Origin of the sequence: Nitrosopumilus sp. b2 (assembly GCF_014078535.1) — an archaeon.
Lineage (GTDB): Archaea > Thermoproteota > Nitrososphaeria > Nitrososphaerales > Nitrosopumilaceae > Nitrosopumilus > Nitrosopumilus piranensis.
Genome location: NZ_MU078705.1, coordinates 90,655 through 108,835 on the forward strand (window position 1 = coordinate 90,655; position 18,181 = coordinate 108,835).

Annotated in this window: 18 protein-coding genes; 13 read left to right on the forward strand and 5 right to left on the reverse strand. The window is 34.8% G+C overall.

Annotated features, from left to right (window positions below; translation table 11 throughout):
• Positions 1–3: 3 nt before the first annotated feature.
• The 3 genes from C6989_RS08275 to C6989_RS08285 all read right to left on the reverse strand — a co-directional run bounded on the left by C6989_RS08275 (position 4) and on the right by C6989_RS08285 (position 1,571).
• A complete protein-coding gene (locus tag C6989_RS08275; RefSeq protein WP_182126889.1) occupies positions 4–900 on the reverse strand; it encodes a CARDB domain-containing protein in 897 nt (298 codons plus the stop codon).
• Between the two features lie 61 nt (positions 901–961).
• Entirely contained in the window at positions 962–1,315 is a 354-nt protein-coding gene (locus tag C6989_RS08280; protein ID WP_148703180.1) for a hypothetical protein, read from the reverse strand.
• Between the two features lie 73 nt (positions 1,316–1,388).
• Entirely contained in the window at positions 1,389–1,571 is a 183-nt protein-coding gene (locus C6989_RS08285) for a hypothetical protein (RefSeq protein WP_182126890.1), read from the reverse strand.
• A 291-nt stretch (positions 1,572–1,862) separates the two neighbouring features.
• On the opposite strand from C6989_RS08285, the gene C6989_RS08290 reads away from it, so the two are divergent.
• The 13 genes from C6989_RS08290 (at position 1,863) to C6989_RS08350 (ending at position 15,850) form a co-directional block, all read left to right on the forward strand.
• Positions 1,863–2,012 carry a hypothetical protein gene (locus C6989_RS08290; RefSeq protein WP_182126891.1) on the forward strand — a complete coding sequence of 50 codons (150 nt, stop codon included), beginning with the start codon at positions 1,863–1,865 and terminating at the stop codon, positions 2,010–2,012.
• 42 nt (positions 2,013–2,054) lie between these two features.
• Complete coding sequence (locus tag C6989_RS08295) at positions 2,055–3,023, forward strand: nitroreductase family protein (RefSeq protein WP_182126892.1); 969 nt, start codon at positions 2,055–2,057, stop codon at positions 3,021–3,023.
• Positions 3,024–3,062: 39 nt separating this feature from the next.
• On the forward strand, positions 3,063–3,863 hold the full coding sequence (locus C6989_RS08300) for a helix-turn-helix transcriptional regulator (RefSeq protein ID WP_148704139.1): 801 nt from the start codon (positions 3,063–3,065) through the stop codon (positions 3,861–3,863).
• Positions 3,864–3,900: 37 nt separating this feature from the next.
• Positions 3,901–4,116: a hypothetical protein gene (locus C6989_RS08305; RefSeq protein ID WP_182126893.1), complete on the forward strand. Its 216-nt coding sequence runs from the start codon at positions 3,901–3,903 to the stop codon at positions 4,114–4,116.
• Between the two features lie 381 nt (positions 4,117–4,497).
• The gene (locus C6989_RS08310) at positions 4,498–4,887 is read left to right on the forward strand and encodes a DUF6659 family protein (protein ID WP_255464678.1); all 390 of its coding nucleotides are present in this window, start codon (positions 4,498–4,500) and stop codon (positions 4,885–4,887) included.
• Between the two features lie 253 nt (positions 4,888–5,140).
• Positions 5,141–6,049, forward strand: a complete 909-nt coding sequence (locus tag C6989_RS08315; protein ID WP_148703185.1) for a hypothetical protein — start codon at positions 5,141–5,143, stop codon at positions 6,047–6,049.
• A gap of 391 nt (positions 6,050–6,440) precedes the next feature.
• Positions 6,441–8,603 carry a M20/M25/M40 family metallo-hydrolase gene (locus C6989_RS08320; protein WP_148703186.1) on the forward strand — a complete coding sequence of 721 codons (2,163 nt, stop codon included), beginning with the start codon at positions 6,441–6,443 and terminating at the stop codon, positions 8,601–8,603.
• Positions 8,604–8,678: 75 nt separating this feature from the next.
• Positions 8,679–10,325 carry a magnesium/cobalt transporter CorA gene (corA, locus tag C6989_RS08325; RefSeq protein ID WP_148703187.1) on the forward strand — a complete coding sequence of 549 codons (1,647 nt, stop codon included), beginning with the start codon at positions 8,679–8,681 and terminating at the stop codon, positions 10,323–10,325.
• Positions 10,326–10,334: 9 nt separating this feature from the next.
• Positions 10,335–11,138: an ion transporter gene (locus tag C6989_RS08330; protein ID WP_148703188.1), complete on the forward strand. Its 804-nt coding sequence runs from the start codon at positions 10,335–10,337 to the stop codon at positions 11,136–11,138.
• 15 nt (positions 11,139–11,153) lie between these two features.
• Positions 11,154–12,785: a gamma-glutamyltransferase gene (ggt, locus tag C6989_RS08335; protein WP_148703189.1), complete on the forward strand. Its 1,632-nt coding sequence runs from the start codon at positions 11,154–11,156 to the stop codon at positions 12,783–12,785.
• Positions 12,782–13,555, forward strand: coding sequence for an N-formylglutamate amidohydrolase (locus tag C6989_RS08340; RefSeq protein WP_148703190.1), 774 nt, complete (start codon positions 12,782–12,784; stop codon positions 13,553–13,555). The genes ggt and C6989_RS08340 overlap by 4 nt, the downstream gene beginning before the upstream one ends.
• A 127-nt stretch (positions 13,556–13,682) precedes the next feature.
• Positions 13,683–14,990, forward strand: a complete 1,308-nt coding sequence (locus C6989_RS08345; RefSeq protein WP_182126894.1) for a helix-turn-helix domain-containing protein — start codon at positions 13,683–13,685, stop codon at positions 14,988–14,990.
• 122 nt (positions 14,991–15,112) lie between these two features.
• The gene (locus C6989_RS08350) at positions 15,113–15,850 is read left to right on the forward strand and encodes a plastocyanin (protein WP_255464679.1); all 738 of its coding nucleotides are present in this window, start codon (positions 15,113–15,115) and stop codon (positions 15,848–15,850) included.
• A gap of 15 nt (positions 15,851–15,865) precedes the next feature.
• On the opposite strand, the gene C6989_RS08355 is transcribed toward C6989_RS08350, so the two are convergent.
• Together C6989_RS08355 and C6989_RS08360 are read right to left on the reverse strand one after the other, a co-directional pair.
• Positions 15,866–16,318, reverse strand: a complete 453-nt coding sequence (locus C6989_RS08355) for a hypothetical protein (protein WP_182126895.1) — start codon at positions 16,316–16,318, stop codon at positions 15,866–15,868.
• Positions 16,319–16,320: 2 nt separating this feature from the next.
• Positions 16,321–18,087, reverse strand: a complete 1,767-nt coding sequence (locus C6989_RS08360) for an SDR family NAD(P)-dependent oxidoreductase (RefSeq protein WP_182126896.1) — start codon at positions 18,085–18,087, stop codon at positions 16,321–16,323.
• Positions 18,088–18,181 lie beyond the last annotated feature (94 nt).

Below are 18,181 nucleotides of genomic sequence, written 5' to 3' on the forward strand. Positions count from 1 at the left end.
TATCTAATTCGTCAAAAAGCCTCTTTCTAACAATTTGGATATTGTAGTAGAACTTGCACATATTGGGGAACCGGTTGTTTTCTTTTTTGCCAACTCTAATCCTTTTTCACAGGTTATCATATCAAAAGAAACACCATATCTTTCTTGGATTGCTGGAGGTGCTATGCCATCATATATGAAAAATTCTCTGTAATCGATATTGTTTTGCATGATTGTTTCTAGAGTGTAATCGGAACTATCTGATGTGAATATGAATGTGTATTTTCCGGGTTCTTTTGGAGTCCATGTGTATGTTGCATAATCACTTTGTTTAGGACCTACTGACAATTTTTCAAATCCTTGAAATGCAAGCTCCGGTCCTTTGTAAATTGATAAACCAAAATTTGTTTCAGGAGGATTGCCTTCTCCAATATTTGCTACCTTGTTTGTAATGTATAGTGGTTGTTTTGTTGTAGGTGCTGTGTTTTTTCCTTCAATGTTTGAAAATAATATTGATTCTAATGTCCAATCAAAATCAGGTTGTGTGTGACCTGTTTTGACAATAACTGTTCCAATAATGTGTGGATATTCTGGATCATGATATTGATATATTCCATTTAGTCTGAAAGTAAATGACCCCTTTTCACCTGGTGGTATGTGACCAGTATCAAAATTTCCTGCTACTCTTTCATCGTCTTCAGATTGAATGGTAACTATTTGATGTGAAAATATGTCTTTGTTAATCCAAGTTATGCTATCTTCTACTATGATGGTAATTGTGTGAGGTTCTAAACATTTGTTTCCTAACTGACATTCTTTTTGATATGCACCTGATACAATGTCTACCTCATAATTTTCTGCAAAGGCTGGAGATATTACAAACATCACTAGCAATGATGAAAGAATTAGGATGCTCTTCATTATCTATAGATCTATTTTGAAACTACTTAAATGGTTTCTAGTTTTCATTTAGCAATAACGATTATTCTTTTAGTTGCTTTGTTGCATACTCAATTATTTTCGCGTACTCTGCATTGGGTTCTGTGCTTATCAACAACAACTCGCTTCCACTAATTGGAATAGTAATCAGTGTTACTTTGTCATATTCTATTGTAGCTGATTTTTCATTTCCAATTCTATATGAAAGATTTGTAGCCTTTGACCATCTATCCAAAGTATAATGAATTGACATCTGTATCTCGTCGTCTTTTAGCATTTTGTCTTCTGAATCTCTATTAATGCTTGCAACAATTTCGCTTTTTGTATTTGTGATACCGCAAAACCTTATTTTTGAATCAAAATCAATTATATTTTGACACAGATTTTCGTAATTCATTTGATTTCTTTGTTTAATATGGTATTAAAATCTGATGTTATAAAATGAAGATTCTTTTTTTGCCCCAAATCCATTATGCTACCTCTGAAAATATTGGTCTATAATTCATATCTGCTAATCTGCATTTCATGTGAATTTGCTCATCAGTCTCTACCTTGCATTTTTCACAACCAAACTTTATTGGATTTGCACAAACAGAACATTTTTGCTTTATAGTCTGTACCTTCCCACATTTTCTACAACAATCTACTCTCATTTTACATTCCTCCTATAATATCAGCGAAAAAACTACTACTGAAACCACTGCTAGTACAATGAATCCATAGTAAGTTTTTTTGTGGCGTGGTATAGATTGTGATTTTTGCTTATTTTGAAACATGATAATCCTCCTTTGATACAGCAAGAACCCTGTGAAAAGAATCACAGGTTTGTACTTGTCTAGGGTAGTATTGTTCTTGCATAGTATGGATACGTTGTCTTTGATCATATACCTTGGTCAGCTAATTAGCTTACGATACTCTATCTTCAACTAGTACAAATCACAATTATGAAAACACAGCAAATCTCAAACTGGGATAAAATGGTTCATGCTCCATTTAGAAAGATCGTAAAATTCGATCTTATCTGCATGGGTATTGGTGCAGTAATGGGTATGGGTGCAGGAGCCTATCTTGTTGCTAGCGGAATCTTAGGCTAGCAACACACTTCTTTTTTATAATAACTAACACAGAAAAAAGCTATGAAATTTCGTACAGTAGAACCATCTTACACTTCAAAGGATGGATGCCGATTAGTGTGGCAGGGCGTGGATGAAGATGATGCTGATGTTGTCATATTAAACAAAGAAGAACTCGCCAAACTAGTTGAGATATTAAAACAAAATAAAACTGGCGAAGTTGAGCTAGAAGACCAAACCAGCTTTATTCGAATAAACTCTGATGTTACCCAGTTTAGCTTAACCAATCATGATTTACTTGAAGCCAATACCTCTGAAATTCAAGAACAGGTTTTAGAATTTGCCAAAGTTCCACATGAACCACAATATGTTTACATTGGAACTAAAGAATTCTATCCTTCTGTCTGGATTCGAGATGATTCAAAACAAAAAGAGGATGCTCCTAAAAAGACATCAAAGCAGTCATTGATTCAGGCAATATTGTCCTCTGAACCTGAAAAACTCAGACAAGATCTTTCCCCTACTGACTTGTTTAGAGTATTTGCAACTAGACGTTCCACTAGAAAATTTGATAAGACAAAAGTGGAGGACTGGAAGATTGACAAGATTTTATCTGCAGCTGATGTTGCACCAACTGCTGGTAATTTTCAAGGATTTCAGGTGTTTCTTGTTAAAAACAAGTCTGCCAAAGAAGCACTAGTTGAGGCTGCAAACAAGCAACCATACGTAAATGCTCCTGTCGTTTTGGTGTTTTGTACAGACCCTTCTAGAGTAAATCTGAAATTTCCGCCTGATATTTTGGAAAAATTCTCCCTACAAGATGCAACTATTGCTGCAGCATTTTCATTACTTGCAGCATCTGGGGTTGGGTTGAGTACAATTTGGATAGGCATGTTTGATGAGGAAAAAGTAAAGAAAATTTTGGGCACTGATCTCAGACCTTCATCTATCTTGTGTATTGGGTATCCTGACAAGAAAAAATCCCCAAAATCTAGAAGAAAACTCAAAGAACTGATCAAGGTAATAGAGTAAACTGGAATCATTTTTATTTTGTATTGAGGACTAGCCATGATGGCAGATCTTATTGATGAAACTGCAGATTATGTGTTAGAGCTTGCAAGTTCTCAGAGATTAAATATTTTGATCAGTTTGCTAAACAAAGAACTGACTCCTACTGCATTTGCAAAAGAGATTGATGCAACAAAACAAGAAGTTCACAGAAATTTTCTTCGTCTAGAAAAATCGGGTCTGATAAAAAAGAAGGTTAATGGAAAATATACACTTACTACATTTGGGCAAACAATATGCACACAGGTACCTTCACTTGTATTTTTATCTCAAAACAGGAAATATTTTGAAGAGCATACCCTTGGTGATGTTCCACACAAGTTCCAAATGCGTTGCGGACAACTAACAAACTCCCAGTATGTTAAAGGCGTTTCAAAAGTTTTAGAACAGTGGAAACAAATCTACAAAAATTCTGATGAATACATCTATGAGATTTTATCTGAGGTCCCACTAGACTTGATTGAACCACTAGTAAAAAAAGTCAAAAAAGGAATAAAGTTCAACTATGTTTTCTCAGAGTCCGCTGTTGTACCAAAAGGCAGAAAGGCATTACTAAAAAAATTGGGCTTTTACGAGCTTATGGAAAAAGGATTAATTGAAAGGAAGATGGAAAAAAATGTCCAGACTGTTGTGGTACTAAATGAGAAAGAGGCATGTTTGATGTTTCCTACTTTGGATGGAGAGTCTGATATTAGCGAGATGTTTTATTCTGATGATCCGATGTTTCATGAATGGTGTCTTGACTATTTCAGATACTCCTGGTATGGCTCAGACGTATTTAGAGAAAGCAAACTAAAAGAGTAATGTATGTGTTATATGGACAAATTAAATTTGTATTTTCATGGATAAAGACACGATTCACGAGATAGTTAATTTTATCAATTCCCGATATGATGATGACTTGCCTGGACCTGTCAAATTTATAGTAAAAAGAAAAGCCAAGAAGATTGAAAAACTAGATGTCAATGACATTCCAGAATCCATTAGAAAATGCACTATTGAAGAGTTTATTCTGATTCTAAAAGATGCCTATTCTAAAAAGGAATTACGATTTTAATCTCAAAATGAAGGGGCAAATGGTGAATGTCTCTTGTTTCTTATCTTCACAGCTGACTATCTTCAGAATGAAATCAACTGGTTCTCTTTGAACAAATCTTTATCAATTTGTATCTAATTGATAAACACATTTACTAATCACTTATCATGAAACAAACTTCAAAATTCAAAACTATCTCTAAAAAACATGTTCAAAAGAAAAAAAATCATTTATACAATAACGATAACAGCTTTATTGGCGTGGAATGTCCTTATTGTGAATCAAATGGTAGTTTCATCTTTTGGTCTCAATCTGATACTGTCGGACACTGTCCTCAATGTTCTAAGAATTGGGTAGAATACCAAGGAATGATATGGACCTTTTGATTAGAAGATGATGAAGATGTTATCTACAAAAGATATCCAAAAACTTGATTTGGCATGTACTGAACTTTCAAAAGATGAAAAAACTAGACATGTTGGAGTGATCAATGAGCTTGGACATCTTGTTGCAGGGGGATTCAAAAAAGGAGTTACTGCATTATTGACTGAAGAACGATTAAGGATGCTGTATATGCAGATGCAGCTTGATTTTAACATGAGACAAGAACTAGATGATCTTTTGGGCCCAATAGACTATATTGCATCAAGACGATCAAAATTACTAATCATTAGTGTTCCAATAGGTGAAAACTTGGTGTTAATTGCAGCAGAACCTGATGCAGATGACAAAAAAATAATCAAACATGCCGAAGAACTGTTTGATGATATCTCAATTAATACTCTAAAATGACTGTATTTTAGCAAAAAAGGAAAAACTCTTTGTCATACAGAACAGTAAAACAAGAATCGTGTAAGCACTCTGCATCAGTAAAGATGCCTGGATTAAAAAATAAACGTGAATGTATTTTATGTCACAAAATTTTTGATGGCTAAACTTTTGAGTAGATGAAATGATTTGGTGTTATAGGCATGAATAATTTAAGAACATACAAAAAGCAAGAGGAACTTCAATACTTATGAAATTCTTTTTTATTTTTCTCCTTTTGTTCTTCCTTTCTACAAATTATGCATTTGCACAAAGTGTTTCTCAAACTGAAATTGAAAATTTTTATGGAAATTTTACTTTATCTCTAGAATCCCCTGAAGACTATGTTGAACAAATTACCAAAAATCTAGCTGCTGGTTCAAGTGTGTATGATCTAGCTTTGTATATGCTTAGTATGGCAGTTTATGCTGTATTTGTCTGGCACTTTTATAGATTCATCTCACGACGTGAGATTATTCCAATTGACTATGACAAATATGGTACAGATGGAAAATTATCTGTTACAAGAATAGCTGCATATGCTGCAGCACATGTCTTTTTATTTCCTTTAATTATTTTTGTCTGGTTTTTGGTTTACTCATTTTTCATGTTTATCCTTGCAAAAGACATGCCAATTGATGTGGTCGTACTTGTTTCAATTTCCATAATTGGCGCCACACGAATCACATCCTATTACAAAGAAGATCTTGCTAAAGATGTTGGAAAATTACTTCCATTTGCATTGTTGGGTATATTCCTTACCAGCGCCGCATTTTATACTGACACATCAAACTTTTTCTCAATTGAGGAAATAGAATCAAAATTATCCGGATTGCCAATACTGCTCTCAAGAATAATTGAATTTGTAATCATTATTGTAGCAATTGAAGTAATACTTAGAACATTATTCTTGATTAAACGCAAACTAATTCCTACCATAGAAGAAAAACTAGAAGAGCAAATTGAAGATCAGATTGATGAAAAAATAAAAACACATGTTGAAAAAATAGAAAAGAATCAAAAAAATCTTGAAAAGAAGATAGAAGAGGAAACTGATAGCATTGAAAAGAAGATAGAAAAAGAAACTGATGATATCGAGAAAAAAATTCAAAAAGACTCATCACAAGACAGTACTTTAGGAAAATAATCTCAATTACTGCAGGCTCAACTAATGCAGTTTATGGGTATTTTTTAAAATTTTAAGTAAAATCAAAAAAATATGTCCTTGTTAACTGGAAAATAAATTGACCTGATTAAGAATGAAATCAACTAGATGTTTGATTTTAAAATCAACTCAAAATCATTTTCTCTTTTATACACCTTGTTCTTAGTCAATACATGCGATGTCCTAATTGTGGAAACCAAGCAAGCTGGAGAGATCCAAACTGTAACAAATGCGATGCAACCTTACACCAAAAAAACTGTAAGGGCAAATCTCCTGACTGTAAATGTCATGGAATAAATGATCAGATTTGGACGCAGAAAAAATCTTCACAGGTCTGACACTTGTATAAATATGATAATCTCCGAGAAAAATAATGAAAGTATCACTAATTTACAATCAATCAAAAATTGATCCACAAGATGTTATCAACGTCTTTGGAATGACTACAAAAGAGCACTATAGTCAAAAAGCAGTTGAAAGAGTTGCACGGGCTTTAGAAAAAGGCGGTCATACAGTTAAGGTCATTGAAGGAGATATTCACTTGGCAGATGAGCTTCGTGAATTTATGCCAAAAGTAGTTGCAGGGGACACTCCTGGTATGGTGTTTAACATGGCATATGGAATTCAAGGTCAGAACAGGTACACACATGTTCCTGCGATGATGGAAATGCTTGGAATTCCATACATTGGATCTGGTCCTGCAGGTCATGCAATTGTTCAAGACAAAGTCATGACAAAAATTGTTCTGCAAAAAAATAATATCCCTACCCCTGGATTTTGGGTATTCAAAACACCTGAAGATACATTTGATGATTTAGTTTTTCCTGTAATTGTAAAACCAAAATTGGAATCAACTTCGATGGGTATGGAAGTTGTTGATAATTGGGATGATCTTCGGGCTGCAGTTAAAGTACAAATTGAAAAATTTCAACAAGACATTTTGGTTGAACAATTTATTTCTGGACGAGAGTTTGCCGTTGGGTTAATTGGTAATAATCCAAACATTGAGGTTTTACCCATAGTTGAAATTAATCTAGACAACCCTGATCAAATCCAAACCATAACTGACAAAAAGAAAAAGGGAGGTGTTGATAAAACGTGCCCTGCAAATCTCTCAAAAGAAAAAACAGAAGAGATGAAACAGATGTGTATCAACGCATTCACTTCTTTGGGACTAAATGATTACAGCAGAGTTGATTTTAGAATGGATAAAGATGAGAATCTCTACATTCTAGAGTTAAACTCCATGGCAAGTTTGGGAGTGGGAGGATCTCTGTATTATGCTGCAAAGACTGCTGGATATACTTATGAATCAATGATTAACAAAATTCTTGATGTGGCAGTAATGCGATACTTTGGTTCATTGCATCAGGTGCTAGATGATGATCCTGACATGACTCAACCCTTGCGTGTAATAGCACGTACATATCTTAGAAGTCATTTACACAGTTTTAAGGAGACACTTAGGGATTTTGTCAATCTGAATACTCATGTGTATAATATTGAGCATGTAAATAAACTAGGAAGCATACTTTCTAAGCGACTTAAACATTTAGGATTCAGCGAACACATCCATAATCAGACCGACATTGGAGATATTCGTTTTTTTAAGAATCATAATGACCAAAAAAGTGACGTCTTGATCATTTCCCATTTAGATACTCATTACGGCCCTAATGACTTGATATCGTACTATGAAGATGGTGATAGAATACATGGCTCAGGAATTGCTGAAAGCAAGGGCGGCCTAACCGTAATGTTGGGTGCATTACATGCACTACGCTTTGCAAAACGCCTTCGTAAAGTAAAATGTGCTGTATTGCTTACAACTGATGACAGTCTTGGTGGTAAATTTAGCAAAAAACTAGTTCAACAATATTCTAAAAAATCAAAGTATATCTTGGGATTAAAATCTGCCAGCAAAGATGGTGGAATAATTACAACGTGTTATGGGAGAACCGATTACCAAATCCGTTTTACTTCAAATGAAACGGCTGATGATGTGCATGGTATAATCCCAATGTTAGGCAAAAAAATTTCTGCAATTGAAAAACTATCAAAAGATGAAAAAGATTATCGCATAAGAACCACCTCGGTTGTGGCACAAGGAACGCATGGTCATACTCCTAACTATGCATCACTTTCATTGATATGCAGCTACAAAACTAGTCAACTAGGAGCTACACTTGATTCAAAAATACGTTCCATTATGAAAAAACGTGAAACTGGACAAATAAAACTTGAAGCTGAAATTAACCAAATACAAACTCGACCACCCGTAATTGAAGAAAAGTCTGACAAAAAATTCTATGAGATGGTAGAAGATTTAGCTAAAAAGCATGAAATCAAAATAAAGAGACATCAACAAATAATGTCCTCTGATATTAGTAATGTACCTTCCAGACTTCCAGCACTTGATGGATTTGGTCCACTTGGGCACAAATACCGCTCTGCCAAAGAATACATAATTCATGATAGCATCGTTGAGCGTTCTGCGTTATTGACCTCAATTCTTTACAAATGCAGTGAAAAATGAGAATTGGGTACATTGGAAAAAATAGACCTATCTCCATTCATATGGCAAATATGGTAACTAGGAAGGGAATAACCATTGAAAGATAAATTTGGAATAATTGTTAATCGACTCATTTACGGCTTTACTTTTGCATTTTTGTATCAAATTGTAATTGGAATTGCAACATCTCTACTTTCATTGCCTCTTACCGGCAACGTTCAGGATCTCATATATGGTGTAGAAAAAATAAATTCTCAAGAAGGAGTCTTATTTGTTGCTTGGTGGATAATCTCCACAATCATCATTACAGTTATTGCACTAGTAATAATTAGATACAAAAAATATCTCTCGCCATACAAAGATGAAAAAGACATTGAAGTTCCACCAAAAATTACTACAATTACTGCAATAATTATTGGCGCTTCTATCTCATTTCTCTTCTTCTTACTTGATGCAATTATTGGTTTAGTGGTAACCCCTGGTTCCCAAACAGATGTCGCAGCAATCTACGAGTCTGCACTTGTTGGTGATTTCACCCCGCTGTTTGTTAGCATTATTTTTTCAATAATTGCAGGATTCATCATTGTAGGAATTGCAAGTAAGACATCAAAAGTAAAAGAACTCACAAAAGACATTGGATTGCAAGACATCACTGGGATTAAACGAATTATGAACATGACTAAAACTCAAAAAACTACCCTATCTGATACAATCGGTCAACGCCCTGGAGCCTTAATTCATGTAGGAGAAAAAAAGGTAGATCATGTTACAATCAACCTAATTGAATATGATGCTGAAAACATCAATCAAGTACAAAATGCTTCTATTGAGCAATGTTTAGAGTCTAAAAACAAACAAAATGTTTCTTGGATTGATATTATTGGAATTCATGACCCAAAAATCATAAAAACATTTGGAGATAGTTTTGATCTTCATCCACTCCACCAATCAAACATAATGAACACTGAATTAAGGCCATCAATTGAAGTATCTGATAATCATATTTTGGTGATGCTAAAAATGCCTCATTACAGCAATGAAACTGGAAAGCTAGAATTAGAACAAGTCTCAATCATTATATCTGAAAATCACCTTGTGACATTTCAAGAAACTCCTGATGATTTCTTTGATCAAATTCGTAAGCGATTGCAAGACAAATCAGGATCTATTAGAAAACTCAAGAGTGATTATCTGGCATATGCGATAATTGATGCAATTGTTGACAGCTATTTTTTGGTAATAGAACAAGTCGGTGACATCACTGAAGACATAGAGGAAGAATTAATGAAAAACCCTACTGCTGAAACTATGCAGACCATTCAAACATTAAAGCGCAGAATGATAGCACTAAGAAAATCAATCTGGCCTGCTAGAGAGATTGTAGATTCTTTAATACGTGAAGATACGATTTTCATTTCTGAAAATACTAAAACCTATCTTCGTGATGTTTACAATCATGTGATCCAAGTAACTGATTCTATTGAAGGGTTACGTGATGTGATTGGGGGTATGCTTGACACATATCTGTCTAGCGTAAGTAATAGAATGAATGAAGTCATGAAGACTCTTACAATTATTGCGTCCATATTCATTCCAATTACATTCATAGCTGGAATTTATGGTACTAATTTTTCATATGTACCAGAACTGGCATGGGAAGGAAGTTACTTTGTAATGCTTGGTGCGATGGGAATTATCTCTATTACCATGATTGCATATTTCAAAAAGAAACGGTGGATGTAGTGAAGTATAGTGGTTAGCAGTATACTTCAAAGAACTTATGAAATTCTTGAAGGTACTACTAATGACAAATTAGCCAAGGGGTTTCAGATTTTCATTATATCTTTAATTTCCGTAAATGTACTTGTAGTGATTATTGAAACTGAGGAATCTGTTTTAGATGAATATGGTTATTTCTTTACCCCCTTTGAAGTCTTTTCTATCATTGTTTTTACAGGAGAATATGCTGGACGACTAATTGTTTGCAAACTCAATCCAAAATATCAGAATAAAAAATTTGCATTACTACGATTAGTTTTTTCTCCCATGATGTTAGTTGATTTAGCTGCAATTTTGCCATTCTTCTTGCCATTTATTGTCACAGATGTAAGATTCATCAGAATCATCAGGTTGTTGAGATTATTCAGATTATTCAAACTTGCAAGATATTCTGAACCAATGCAAACATTGGGTGAAGTATTCAAGTCAAAAGCAGGTGATTTGGCTGTAGCATTCTTTATCTTGTTCATTGTCTTGATTTTTGCTTCTAGCTTGATGTATCATGCAGAACATCAGGCTCAGCCTGAAGTATTCTCTAGTATTCCTACTTCTATGTGGTGGGGAGTGATCACCTTGACTACCATTGGCTATGGTGATGTATACCCAATCACTTTGGCTGGAAAAATAATTGGTGCAGGTGTTGCAATTCTTGGAATAGCAGTTTATGCAATTCCTACAGGTATCATGGCCTCTGCATTTACAGAGGAATTGAGGAGAAGACGTGAAACAGAAAACAAGAAATGTCCTCACTGTGGCAAGGACATTACAGGAATATGATATGGAGATTAAAAATTGGATATTAGACAAATAGAAAGCTCATTCAAACCAACTTCAAACAAAAAATGTGCCGTTGGCAAAAAGGGAATGGTTGCATCAGCATTTCCTGATGCTACAAAGGCTGGAATTGAGATGCTCAAAAAAGGTGGCAATGCAATTGATGCTGCATGTGCTACTGCACTAGCATTAGGTGTTTGTGAACCTCAAGCATCTGGAATTGGAGGACAATCTATGGCAATTATTCAATATAATGGAAAATCACATGCCATTGATGGTTCTAGCCGTGCTCCATCCCTTGCTCATTCATCTAGATTTAGAAAAAAAAGACATCGACGTTTAGGATACAGAGCTACTACTATTCCAAGCACTTTAGCTACAATTGGATTTTTGCATGATAGATATGGTAAATTAGAATGGCAAAAGATAGTTGCTCCTTCTATTAGAATTGCAAAAAAAGGTTACAAAATTACCAAACTACAACATGATTTGCAAGAAAGAGAATTGAAAAACTTTCTTTCAATAAAATCAAAATCTGGGGCAAAATATTTTCTCAAAGATGGTGTTGTTCCATATGATGTTGGAGATACATTCATTCAACCTGATCTAGCTTATACTCTTGAAGTAATTTCAGAATACGGGTACAGTGTTTTTTACCATGGCTCAATTGCAAAAGCAATTGCAAAAGACATGGAAGAAAATAGAGGATTGATACGAGAAGAAGATTTGTCCTATATGCCTGAACCAATTATACGAAAACCCTTAAGCAGAAAATATCGACATGTTACAGTTTCAACTTTGCCTCCACCTGCAGCTGGAAGAACACTACTGCTTACACTCATGATGCTTAATCACTTACCATCAAAATTCTTGCGTAGCTCAAAACCTAGTTCATATCACTTTGTTGCCGAGACATTTAGAAAGGCATTCTTGCATCGATTGCAACGCCCATTTAATCGTCATACTTATGACCAAATCACAGACAAGTTCCACCTCCAGCGCTCTTTTGCAAAACAGATGGCAGAGTCAATTCACAACTCTATGGATGCGACCCTGCCTATGATTGATCCTGAATTTGGCGGAGAAGATACTACCCACCTATCCACAATGGATGCAGAAGGAAATGCTGTTGGTATTACTCAGTCAGTAGAACTTGCATATGGCTCAAAAGCTGCAGCTGACGGTTTAGGATTTTTGTACAATAATTACATGTCTGCATTTGAATTTACAAATCCAAACCATCCTTACTATATACGCCCAAACGCAATTCCTTGGACATCTGTTTCTCCGGCATTAATTTTTAATGATTCTAAACTTTGGATGGTAGTTGGAAGTCCTGGTAGCCAGAGAATATTTTCTACAGTGACACAATTTCTATCAAGAATTATTGATGGCAATTTGCCAATGAGTGATGCAATTATCAGACCACGCTTTCATTGCTCTATTGGTGGAACTGTTAGCATTGAGGATGGTGGATTTCGTAAAGAAGTAGTTGATTTTCTCAAAGAAATGGGATATGAAATCTCAGTCAAGGAGAGATACTCATTTTACCATGGTGCTATTCATGCAGCCATGAAAATGCAAACTAAAAACGGTTTTCAAGGAGTAGCTGAAGTCAGGCGTGATGGAACAGCAGAAGGATTAGATTGAATAAACTTCCTGTCTTACTATCAATTCCACATGGGGGATTGAAAAAACCTGCAGAACTTGAGGGACACCTGTCAATTACCAATAAGGACTTGTTTGATGATTCTGATCCTTTTGTAATTGAAATGTATGACTTGCAAGATAAAGTTCAGCGTGTAATAAAAACAGACATTGCAAGGACATTTGTTGATCTCAATCGTTCACTACAGGACATGCCTCCAAACAACCCTGATGGGTTAATTAAGAGTTCAACGTGTTATGAAAAACCAATCTATATCGTAGGAAAAGAACCTGATGAATCTCTTAGAACTCTGTTAATTGAATTGTATTACCTACCCTACCATAGGGCAATTCAAAAAAGCTTTACAGAACTTGATTTACAACTATGTCTTGATTGCCATTCTATGGCATCAACTGCTCCTGGTATTTCTCCTGATGGAAAAGACAAGAAAAGACCATTGTTTTGCCTCTCAAATCAAGATGGCTCTACATCTTCTAACGAGATGATTGAATTGCTTGCTGATTGTATATCTGAATATTACTCTATTGACAGGAAAGATATTTCATTAAATGATCCATTCCATGGAGGACACATCACTAAAACATATGGGAACAATCCCATTCCTTGGATTCAAGTTGAGATGAATCGTAGTCTCTACTTGTCTGATCCTTGGTTTGATGAAAACTCTCTATCTGTAGATTTTACACATCTTCAAAAACTCAACAAACAATTTGAAAATTCTTTGAATGCCTACTTTTCAAAGATTGTGTGATTTTATCTTGATTCTTGATATGAATTTCATGTTGGTACTTGATTGTTGTTGAACTATCTGTTATGATTCAAAATTGATCAATTAGCTGTCTTAATAGGCATAAATAGTCAAGTAGCTTTATTCTCTCATGGGATTATCTAATCCAGAACTTAATGGATTACGAGTATTTACCCCATCTTCAATTCTTGATAACACAATAGGGTTTTTTGAATTTTTACGATATGAAACAAAATCTCTAAGGGATACAAACGCAGTCATAAAAGATGATTTTTTAGAACTAATCCCAAAAAGCACAAAAATAAAGAAAGCTTTCAAACTTAAAAAATCTGAAATTTCAAAACAATTTAATGAATTTATAAAGAATTTGGATCGAACGCTTTTTGTAAAAAACACTCCCGATGAAATTGTTGATATAAAGTGGGAAAGAATAGATAGCTTTTGCAAATTATTACGATTAATTGAAAGAAGTGATGAACGTAAGGTTCGTTGGGCACTGTATCATGTTTTTGTAACTGGCAAAACAAAAATCTCAAAACAAAATTTGAATGACCTTTTGAAAGACTTTAAGATAAAGAACTTGGACAAAGTTCTTGCAAAAATTATCAAGACTGAGACATTATCTGGATTGGATGCAACTTATGATGGAAAAACATTCACTATTAATCACAAATCTGGTGATAAACTTGTTTCACATTATTTAGCTGATGCAATTGAAGAGCCATCAAGACGTTCTCCTGGTGAGTTAGAAGAAGAGATATTGGATTTAATTGATGAAGGATCTTATTCCAATCAAGAAATATCTCAAGCATTATTGCTTGATGAAGGACTTGTATCCCGAACAATTAGCAAGCTACGAGATCAAGATAAGATTATACTTTCAAGTTTTGGTCAACGTGGAACAAGATACTTTACAACAAATTGCGATAATTGTCCTTTTGGAACAACAAAGGCATCGTGTAGAAAAGAGGCAATATCATACATTGCATCTGCTTTTATGCAAGACTTTGGATTGGATCTTTCTGCAAGTGACTTTGAGTCTGTGGAAGCAAATCAGGCACTTTTAAAAATTAAAAGAATTGTAATGATGGCAAGAAAAGAAAAAAACACCAAACTTGAGCGTAATTTGAGTCAAAATCTGGAATTTTTACTATCTAAAGTAGTTGATAAATTCACCGAGATTGAATCTCCTGACAAAAAATCTTTGAATGTGCCTGAAATCAAGATGGAAATCACTTCAGACATATCAAAACTGCCACTTTTGTATCAGTTAGGTCTAAAAAAAGGAGCCAGAGGTGGAATACATCTAATGGATGAGATGCTTCATTTGGCATCAAAATCAATTAAAACAGAAGACAGACTAAAAATCAAAAAACATGCTTTAAACGAGACAAACAAATTCCTAAAAAACATCGGCTTCGATAAAAAAGACTCCTAGGTATTTCATTAGGAATTTTTTACTCAAAGCAATTGAATCTAATGTTTCAACTTTCATACTGTGTGATTGAATTGTTTTTTCTCAAAATCATCTTTTTATACAAACAATTCCCAAAATAATGGATGCCATTTAATCGTAAATTATTGTTATTGATTCCAGTTCTGATGTTTGTTGGAGTTGGATTTTATTCTGTTTCTGCTGAATCCCTTGTTCCTTCATGGATAAAAAACACTGCACTATGGTATGGTGAGGGTTCTATCTCTGAGCAAGAATTCTTGGACTCTATGCAGTTCCTAATTAATAATAATATTATATTTTTAGACAAGGTTGAAAAAGGCAAGGTCCTAGATCCGGTTATTACATCTGATGATGTTATTGTCACAAAACCTAGAATCAATCAGTGCTCTGTATTGTACCAAGCATACAAAAATGTTGGAAAAATACAGTTTGTTGCAAAATATGATCACATTACATTTATCAATACATGTGTAAAACTCTACCAAGATCCTATATGGAATTATCAAGGAGAAGATAGAGTAGACAAACTCAATGAGCGATTTATGGAACTCAATCAAACCCTAAAAGAGGAGAGAGCAAAACTGTCATACGCCACATCAATTAAAATCATCTCAAAGACAGATATCGGGCAAGGAAAGTATGATGTAAAATTCAACGCATGTGCAGGAGATAAGAGAATTGACAAGGCAAAGATTCTTGTAAAATCTGAAATTGAGGCAGTTCAGGTAGGTACCAGCAAAGATATTCCTGAAAACTCTTGCAGAACATATGTAACACAACTACATGCAAAAAATCCGGCAAATATTCAGGCTAGTGTACTAGAAGAAGTTTTTGTTGAATAACTAATCTATCTTAATTTATCTTGGAGGCTCTTTTTTAATTCTATAGATGTTTTTCTTTGATAGGACGATAGGTTCACCACTGTTATCAGTGCCTTCGTAATCTACCCCAATCTTTCCAAACTCATCGTCAATGTCTTCAACTTGTGAAATCGTAAATTTTAATTTCAGTACTTCGTCTGTGTATAGTGGTTTGAGAAATCTTGTGTTTCTGTTTTTCCACTCTGGGTCTCCATCTGTTCCAAGAAATACAATATGATTCCCATAAATCTGGTTCAGTCTTGAAAATTCCCCTTCCATCCTAGATAATATTGCTCTGCCTGAAACTATTTGCTGTTCTCCTTTTTGCTTGTCTTCTAGGAATGCATTTCTTACTCTAGAAAAATTCAGGTATCCCTCTAATTCCTTGTCTGAAATACTACATGTGGAATGAAATGCGTCTCCTATTCTGAATTCAGAAAATTTCTTCATTCTTATCTTGATTCATCAACACAGAAAGTAACTTCAGCTGATGAAGCAGCACTATCTGAAACAAGGAAATTAATTGCATCTGCAATTCTCTCATTATTTGGCTCTCCACCTGTTACAGTTCCTGGGAAAACCGAAAACATTCTGATTTTAGATTTTAAGACATCGCTTAATTCCTGATTGACTGTTGTTGTAAATGGTCTTAACGCTCCTCTGAAAACTTCTACCTGTGCCCTTTGTGTTCCTGTAGTTTTTCTTCCAACTGGCAAGTCTGGACCGATGATCATAATTGCTCCCTTTGCATCCTTGTAAAGGCGTGGGTCTTTTCCTCCGCCTGGGACAAACTGTTCTAGTGCTCTTTGTGCAACTGTTGCAGGAGTTACAATGAATTTTGCAACAAGTTCATCCCATCTTGCCCTTGTTAACTCAGTTAATTTTCCAACTTCTGGCAGTTTTCCTGTAGTGTGAATTACAGCTAGAATTTCTCCGATGTTGGTTTTGGCTGTGTTTAGCCACCTTTCAACTTCCTCAGGATTTGTAATATCTACTACATGTGAATGGAATTTTCCGCTAATTTGTTCTTGAAGCTCCGTTGGAGTAGTTTTTGAAATAAAGCATGCAACTTTGCCACCATTTTTCTCAACATGGCCTGCCAAAAATTCAACTCTTTCAGCATCTGCTTTGTCAGTTGCATCAACTGTAAAGATTATTGCTTTTCCTGCAAAGTCTGGTTGATGAACTCCTGGTGTTGTAGTTCCAATATGTGGTCTTACTGGATAAAATACTCTGTCTCCTGGAATTACTTTACCGTTTAGAATTTCTGCAATTTTATCATCACACAAATTGAGAACTGATTCTGCAACTTGTGTTTGTTTTAGGAATTCTTGGTCTGCAATCATATGTGATGTGTTGTTTTGAATCTTTCCTGCCAGCTTTTGAATTTGTTCTAATAATTTTGTAAATGTCTCAGTTAGCTTAGCAACATCTCTGCCGTTTGCTAGTTTTTCTGCTGTTTTTGCAATTCCTTCCTTGTCTACACCATCTGCTAATATGCATTCTAACAAGTCATCTTTTGCTTCCTCAACTTCAACTGGACTAAGGTCTTCAAATCCACTAACTCTCATGAATTCTGCTGCTGCTTTTGGATAAACGGTTTTGTAAATTCTATCTGAGTGAACAGGTCCGGGATTTGTTGCAATTGATATGATTCCTTTGTCAGTTAACTCCCATGACATTGCTTCGGCAAGTCTGTTCTTTGCACCTTGTGATGCAGTGTATGGACTTCTAAATCTGTAAGGTCTTTGTTCTAGTGGCCTCTCTTCTGTAAAGAATGTTGAAATTGTAATTATTTTTCCTCCTTCTTTCATCACTTTTAGTGCTTGAACTGAGCCCCAGAATGTTCCTGTTAAATGAATTCCAATTGTACTTTTGAATTCATCTAGTGGCGCATTTGCAAAACATGTTACTGGACCTGAAACTCCAGCATTATTAATTATGTAATCTACATTGGTTCCTTCATTTTTTAGAGTATCAAACATTTCATTCATTGCTGTTTCATCAGCAACATCTACACCTGCAAAAATTTTGACTGTTGCATTTACCCCTTGTGGGATTTTTCCTTCAAGTTCTGTTGCTGCTTCTTGTAGGGGTTCCTTTCTTCTACCAAGAATAATTACACTGGCCCCGTTTTCTACAAATTTTGTTGCAATGGCTTTTCCAATACCCGTTCCGCTTCCTGTAACTAGTGCGACTTTGTCTTGGAATTTTAGCATAGATAAAGTCTCAAATCTTTTGTAATATTTAATTGGATTGATCCCTGAAAATTTTTTCTTGATATCTTTATTTGTGGGTATGATTCATGATTTT